Origin of the sequence: Arthrobacter sp. NPDC056691 (assembly GCF_042791415.1) — a bacterium.
In the GTDB taxonomy this organism is placed as follows: domain Bacteria; phylum Actinomycetota; class Actinomycetes; order Actinomycetales; family Micrococcaceae; genus Arthrobacter.
The window spans coordinates 1-4,785 of sequence record NZ_JBHTXX010000053.1 but is presented as its reverse complement, the minus strand read 5'-3'; the positions used below and the strand labels follow the sequence as shown (position 1 = coordinate 4,785).

At 68.2% G+C, this 4,785-nt stretch carries 5 protein-coding genes; 2 read left to right on the top strand and 3 right to left on the bottom strand.

Annotated elements, in window-relative coordinates:
* Positions 1-129 precede the first annotated feature (129 nt).
* Positions 130-1,254, bottom strand: coding sequence for a succinyl-diaminopimelate desuccinylase (dapE, locus tag ACFRAU_RS25305; protein WP_377998195.1), 1,125 nt, complete (start codon positions 1,252-1,254; stop codon positions 130-132).
* Positions 1,255-1,392: 138 nt separating this feature from the next.
* Between dapE and dapD the strand changes: the two genes are divergently transcribed.
* Positions 1,393-2,421: a 2,3,4,5-tetrahydropyridine-2,6-dicarboxylate N-succinyltransferase gene (gene dapD / locus ACFRAU_RS25300; protein ID WP_378001922.1), complete on the top strand. Its 1,029-nt coding sequence runs from the start codon at positions 1,393-1,395 to the stop codon at positions 2,419-2,421.
* A gap of 93 nt (positions 2,422-2,514) precedes the next feature.
* Positions 2,515-3,357 carry a hypothetical protein gene (locus tag ACFRAU_RS25295; RefSeq protein WP_378001921.1) on the top strand — a complete coding sequence of 281 codons (843 nt, stop codon included), beginning with the start codon at positions 2,515-2,517 and terminating at the stop codon, positions 3,355-3,357.
* Here the strand turns inward: ACFRAU_RS25295 and ACFRAU_RS25290 are convergent.
* Together ACFRAU_RS25290 and ACFRAU_RS25285 are read right to left on the bottom strand one after the other, a co-directional pair.
* Positions 3,354-3,965 carry a hypothetical protein gene (locus ACFRAU_RS25290; protein ID WP_377998198.1) on the bottom strand — a complete coding sequence of 204 codons (612 nt, stop codon included), beginning with the start codon at positions 3,963-3,965 and terminating at the stop codon, positions 3,354-3,356. The genes ACFRAU_RS25295 and ACFRAU_RS25290 overlap by 4 nt on opposite strands.
* Before the next feature lie 89 nt (positions 3,966-4,054).
* The gene (locus tag ACFRAU_RS25285; protein ID WP_377998199.1) at positions 4,055-4,693 is read right to left on the bottom strand and encodes a TetR/AcrR family transcriptional regulator; all 639 of its coding nucleotides are present in this window, start codon (positions 4,691-4,693) and stop codon (positions 4,055-4,057) included.
* Positions 4,694-4,785: the final 92 nt, after the last annotated feature.

Genomic DNA, 4,785 nt, shown 5'->3' with positions numbered 1-4,785 from the left:
CCCGGCCCCCCCCGCGGGTGTCACCACGGCGTTGATGTCGTACGCGGCCCCCCCCGGGCACTCCAACAAACACGTCGCTCCGCAGCCCTCCGGCTGCGGACCTTCCCTGTTATGGAACTTGTCTGGTAGTCAGGACAGCCACGTCTGCAGTGCCCGCAGGCAAAGGCGGATGGCTTCGGCCTCCACGTGCTCGTTGTCCTTGTGGGCCAGCAGCGCATCACCGGGCCCGAAGTTCACGGCCGGGATGCCCAGTTCGCTGAAGCGCGCGACGTCGGTCCAGCCGTATTTGGGTTTGGGCTCGCCTCCCACTGCGGCCACGAAGGACGCGGCGGCGGGGTGGTTCAGTCCCGGCCGCGCGCCGGCGGCGCTGTCCGTGCGGACGACGTCGAAGCCGTCCAGCAATGCGCGCACGTGCTCTTCGGCCTGGTCCGGGGTCTTGTCCGGGGCGAAGCGGTAGTTGATCTCCACGACGCACCGGTCCGGGATGACGTTGCCGGCGGTGCCGCCGTGGATCTTGACCGCGTTCAGGCTTTCGCGGTAATCCAGGCCGTCGACGGTCACGGTCTGCGGGCTGTACGCCGCGAGCCGTTCCAGGATGGGCGCGGCGGCGTGGATCGCGTTCCGGCCCATCCAGGCCCGGGCGGAGTGTGCGGCTTCGCCGGAGGTGGTGGCGTGGAAACGCATGGTGCCGTTGCAGCCACCCTCCACGGTGCCGTCGGTCGGTTCGAGGAGGATGGCAAAGTCGCCGCCGAGGAGTCCGCCGTGGTTCCGCACCAGCCGGCCCAGCCCGCTCTTGACGGCCTCCACCTCCTCGTGGTCGTAAAACACAAACGTGACGTCCTTGCCCGGTTCCGCCCCGCCGTCGAACATTGAAGCCGCCAGTGCCAGCTGGACGGCAACGCCGCCCTTCATGTCCGTGGCGCCGCGGCCATACAGGACGCCGTCGCCGGGGACGCCGGACGGCCAGGTGGACGGCACCGTTCCCAGCGAGTCGTCCGTGACCGGCAGCGGCACGGTGTCCAGGTGGCCTGCCAGAATGACCCGCTCGCTCCGGCCGAGGTTGGTCCGCGCAATGATGGAGTCGCCGTCGCGTACCAGTTCGAGGCCGGGCAGCTGGCGGAGTGCCGACTCGACGGCGTCCGCCAGCTGGCGTTCGTTGCCGGAGACGCTGTTGATGTCGATCAGCGCTGCGGTCAGCAGTGCCACGTCCTGGCGCAGGTCAAGGGTTATGGGGGCTGTTTCGGCAATCACCATCCCACTGTATCCCGCAGCTGCCCATCCCAACTGGGTGGCAGCTCAGGGCGTTCCCAGCGCCGGGAACGCCCTGAAATGCGACTCAGGTACGCACGGACCGGTTTCGGTGCGTGCACCTCGTCTCGATAGACTTGGCGCATGACTGAAACCGCTTCTTCCGCCGTGCCCGCTGCCCAGACCCTGTCCGACGAATCCCGTTCGGCCTATGGATTCGGCGTAGCCACCATCGCCACGCGGAACGGCGAAGCCACTGTGCTGGATGCCTGGTTCCCCGCCCCCGCCCTCGGTGTGGCCGCCGAAAGCCTCCGCGCCGTGGAAAACGCCGACGAAACCCTCACAGAAATCGCAGCCGCCGGCACCGACGCCGACCGCGGCACGGAGCAGAAGGTAGTGTTCGTCCAGATCAACCTGGACGAGGCCCCGGCCGACACCGCCGACGCCTACCTGCGCCTGCACCTGCTCTCGCACTGCCTGGTCCAGCCCAACAGCATCAACCTGGACGGCATCTTCGGCAAGCTCCCGAACGTCGTCTGGACCAACTTCGGCCCGTGCGCCGTGGACGGGTTCGAACTGACCCGCGCCAAGCTGCGCAAGCGCGGTGCTGTCACCGTCTACGGCGTGGACAAGTTCCCGCGCATGGTGGACTACGTCATTCCGGCCGGCGTCCGCATTGCCGACGCCGACCGTGTGCGCCTGGGCGCCCACCTCGCCGAAGGCACCACCGTCATGCACGAGGGCTTCGTGAACTTCAACGCCGGCACCTTGGGAACCTCCATGGTTGAAGGCCGCATTTCCGCCGGTGTTGTAGCCGGCGACGGCACCGACGTCGGCGGCGGCGCCTCCATCATGGGCACCCTCTCCGGCGGCGGCAAGGAAAAGGTATCCCTGGGCCAGCGCGTCCTGCTGGGCGCCAACTCCGGCGTCGGCATCAGCATCGGGGACGACTCCGTGGTGGAGGCCGGGCTGTACGTCACAGCAGGCACCCGCGTCCGCGTTGCCGGCCCCAAGGATGCCGACGGCGAGGACACGAGCAAGATCGTCAAGGCCATTGAGCTGTCCGGCGTGCCGAACCTGCTGTTCCGCCGCAACTCCACCACCGGTGAAGTTGAAGTGCTGCCCCGCCAGGGCCAGACCGTGGAACTGAACGACGCCCTGCACGCCAACTGAGTGCAGGCCGACTGACCGCTCGACAACTGACCATGCGGACATAGCCGGCACGCCACAGCCACGGGCGTGCCGGCAGATTGCTGGAGTAACCACGTGACACGCAGACGCAGGCTGCGCAGGACTCTCATCACCGGCCTCTCCCTCGCTCTGGTGGCTGGCGGCATCTACACCGCGGTCTCGTTGGTGCAGCGCTCCGAGCAGCTGATCACCGAGGAGTGCACCGCCGCCGTCGGCTCGCAGCGGGCCGATCTCGCCACCGACCAGGCAGCGAACGCGGCGCTCATCACGGCTGTCTCGGTGCGCCGCGGGCTGCCGCCGCGGGCAGCCAGTATTGCCCTGGCCACCGCCATGCAGGAATCCAAGCTTCGGAACATCGGTCACGGCGACCTCGCCGGTCCGGATTCCAGGGGCCTCTTCCAGCAGCGCCCGTCCCAGGGCTGGGGCACCCAGGAACAGGTCATGGACCCGGTCTATGCCACGAACGCCTTCTACGATGCCCTCGTGAAGGTGCCCGGCTATGCCACCCTCGAAATCACCGACGCCGCCCAGCGGGTCCAGCGCTCGGCCTACCCGGCTGCGTACGCCGATCACGAGGCGATGGGACGGTCCTTCGCCTCCGCCCTGACGGGCGAGTCCCCGGCTGCCCTGAACTGCACGCTCCGCTCACCGGACGCCGCCGGCGACCCCGCGGCCCTGCTCACTCAGCTGGAAGCCTCCTACGGCAGCATCCCCACAACGACCACGGGCCAGACGCTCGAGGTGGACGTCAGCGACAGCTATGCCTGGTCCGTGGCCCACTGGGCGGTGGCAAACGCCAAGGAACTTTCCGTGGAACGCGTGGACGTGGACGGAAAGCGGTGGGACAGGAAGGCCCGCAACGGGTGGCAGGATGCGCCGGACGCCGGCGGCCGGGTGGCCATCACGCTTGCTGGCTAGACGAGGATCTCCACAACCGGCTGCACGTAGCTGCGGAACACTTCGGGCTGGGACAGCAGCTCGTGGCTCATGATGATCTTGTCCGGCTCCAGGTACCACGCCCGCTGCTCATCGAGCGGCAGTTCAATGATGGTCAGCGCAAAGTCCCGGGAATCCCGGCCTACCTCCAGGAGCCGGTCCTCCACGATGTCCTCGAGCAGGTGCGCGGAGCCCCCGGCCACGCGTTCGGCCTCCAGTTCGGCATACTCCGCGCGCCGTTCCCTGGCCCAGGTCAGGGCTGCCCCGAAGTGCGCCTGCAGGACCTTGCGCAGCGCCGGCGAGTTGGCAAAGGACCGGAATCCCGGGGGTGACAGCTCAGGGGACATCTGCGGGTGGGCCTTGAGAAGCTGCTGCCACCAGGCTTCCCACTCCGTCTTCAGGGCGCTGATGCCGCCCACCTCGGCGGTGAGGTGGGCATGGTCCACGTGGCGGACCTTTGGTGCGGCATGCGAAAGCGCCGGAAAGCCTGCGCCGTCGAGCCCGGCAACGTCCCGTATATAGATGGCAATGAGCATGGGCCCCGACGTGTCCATCGTGATTCGCCAGCCTGGACCGCCTGTGTGCTGCATGCGCATGCCTCCTTGGCATCTTGTCTTCCACCCCGTTGTGCCGGCAACCCGCTCTCCGGCTTTCAGTCTATTCCCCCAGCCCGGGGAGGTTAATGGCTGGCACCGACCCGCCTGCGAAGCCCGTCAACGTGGCATTCGAGCACGTCACGGCACATTTCCGGGGACATCCAGTCCGGTTGCAGCAGGGCATGCATGGCCAGCCCGTCCACGGTCGCCAGCAGGTGTTCGGCCGCAGTGACCAGGTGGGGCCCGCCGTCGGACCCGTCAGCATTGTCCTCATGCAGCAGTCCGGTGATGACCTGGCCGACGACGACGGCCACGGCCCGGTGGCTCCTGTCCGCTTCGGCGGCCAGGAAGGGCCGGATCCGTGCCGCGTTCCTGAACGCCAGCCAGGCGCAGGCGTCCAGGGCCCGTTCTTCGTCCAGGGGCAGGAATTCGCCCAGGAGTGTTAATACCGCCTGGCTCTTGTCCGGGCCATCGGTTGCCGGGCCCAGCCCGGGAAGGGCTGCATGAAGGCGCGTCAGGATGCGGTCCGACACCGCCGCAAACGAGTAGGTCAGCAGGTCGTCGCTGCTGTCGAAGTAGTGCCGCACGGAGCCCACCGCGAGGCCGGCCTCCTCCGCCACCTCCCGCAGGGACGCACGTTCCAGGCCGTCCGTGGCGATGATCCTGCACACGGCGCCAACGATCTCCTGCCGCCGCTGCGCGGCGTCCACGATTTTCGGCACACTTGTTTTTAGCACGGGTGTGCGCCGAAACCGCGGCGGCACGTCGGGTGTGGGCTTAAACGCCGACGGCGGCCGCCCACCGGAATGGTGGG

Bases quoted from the DNA above. Each gene is read 5' to 3' on its own strand.
- dapD (WP_378001922.1), top strand. From the start codon at position 1,393: ATGACTGAAACCGCTTCTTCCGCCGTGCCCGCTGCCCAGACCCTGTCC.
- dapE (WP_377998195.1), bottom strand. From the start codon at position 1,254: ATGGTGATTGCCGAAACAGCCCCCATAACCCTTGACCTGCGCCAGGAC.
- ACFRAU_RS25290 (WP_377998198.1), bottom strand. From the start codon at position 3,965: ATGCAGCACACAGGCGGTCCAGGCTGGCGAATCACGATGGACACGTCG.